Source organism: Bacillus sp. P4_D3 (assembly GCF_056401855.1).
On sequence record NZ_JBFUIN010000715.1, the window covers coordinates 1 to 1,555 of the forward strand.

Genomic DNA, 1,555 nt, shown 5'->3' on the forward strand with positions numbered 1-1,555 from the left:
CTTTATGTATTTAATACGATGTCAGACTGGGAATATGGACATTTAATTGCAGAACTAAACTCAGGAAGATATTTCAAAAAAGAGTTAGCCCCTTTAAAGGTAGTTACAGTAGGAGCTAATAATGAAATTATTACTACGATGGGAGGACTGAGCATAAAGCCAGATATTTCTCTTGATACATGTACTCTTGAGAGTAACGATCTTTTAGTTTTACCTGGAGGGACTACTTGGGGAGAAAGCATTCATCACCCTATCTTAAAAAAAATTGGTGAAGCGTTAAAACTCGGCACTATTGTTGCTGCCATTTGTGGTGCAACTGAGGGGTTAGCGAACTTTGGATACCTAGATTCTAGAAAACATACAAGCAATGATTTAGAATATATTAAAATGGTTTGTCCTAATTATAAAGGAGAACAACTTTATAATATGGAACCTGCAGTATGTGATGAAAATTTGATTACTGCATCAGGAGTAGCTCCTCTGGAATTTGCAATGGAAGTATTGAAAAAAATTGATGTATTTGCACCAGATACGTTACATTCATGGTATAACCTAAATAAGACTTATAAACCTGAATACTTCTTCCAGTTAATGAATTMAATTACTAGATAAGCTGAAAAATTAAATTAGCAGTTTTATATTATATAAAAACCTAAAGTTGTTATAAATATAACGGGTAGCTAAATCTATTTTAATCTTATTGAATAACGATGGTCTTTCTTCTTTAGTTATAATAATGAAACGTTCTTTAAAAACCAGTGACGTTTGTAAAACAAAAAATAAAAGGGATGATACATATTAGTCTTGAATCATCCCTTTTGTTATGACGTTAATGTCACCATATTATTTTAATTATTCATCTCCAGCAAGAGTTAACTGCCAAGATACGCCATACTTATCATTTAACCAGCCAAACTTTTTACTAAACGGATATGAACCTAAAGGCATAAGAACTTTTCCATCTTGTGCTAGTTTATTAAAAACTGTTTCGATTTCCTCTTCCGTATCACAAGTTACATAAAGAGACATAGATGGAGTGAATGTAAAATCATGCTTTACATAACTATCGATACACATGAATTCTTGGCCATTTAACGTGAATGTTGCATGTATTACAGTTCCCTCTTTACCAGGTCCCTTTTCATCGTAACGAGAGATGTTTACAATTTCTGATTGATCAAATAGCGACGTGTAAAAATTCATCGCTTCTTCAGCTTYTCCCTCAAACATTAAAAACGTAGTGATTTTTTGATTTGTGTTACTCATTTAGAGACATCCCCTTGTTATGTATTTATGCAAAACATACATCGGACAACAAAACCGAACGTATATTCTTATAAGTGTATTGTCTATAAAAACGATGAGTTTGTCAATTATCTATGTTTTATTTCTTCTTAAATAATGCTGTCCAAAGAAATGATTCTCCAAACATATTATTTGGTTGTTCAATTTGCTTCATTTTTCTAATTTCAATTACTTCAAATTCTTTAAATATCTCTCTTAACTTTTCTTCCGAATATGCAAGACCACCTTGCAAACTCCATCCTCTATACAC

At 31.9% G+C, this 1,555-nt stretch carries 2 protein-coding genes and 1 pseudogene; 1 reads left to right on the forward strand and 2 read right to left on the reverse strand.

Annotation, left to right across the window (positions count from 1 at the left end; all coding sequences use genetic code 11):
- Nucleotides 1–612: type 1 glutamine amidotransferase family protein (locus AC1DTM_RS25910; protein WP_477001229.1), on the forward strand; the 612-nt coding region annotated here is incomplete at its 5' end.
- A gap of 240 nt (nucleotides 613–852) precedes the next feature.
- Here AC1DTM_RS25910 and AC1DTM_RS25915 read toward each other — a convergent pair.
- Both AC1DTM_RS25915 and AC1DTM_RS25920 read right to left on the reverse strand, forming a co-directional pair.
- Nucleotides 853–1,266 (reverse strand): VOC family protein, encoded by a 414-nt coding sequence (locus AC1DTM_RS25915; RefSeq protein ID WP_477001230.1) that lies wholly within the window; start codon nucleotides 1,264–1,266, stop codon nucleotides 853–855.
- Between the two features lie 118 nt (nucleotides 1,267–1,384).
- Nucleotides 1,385–1,555 (reverse strand): annotated as a pseudogene (locus tag AC1DTM_RS25920) (SAM-dependent methyltransferase); the annotation flags it as partial.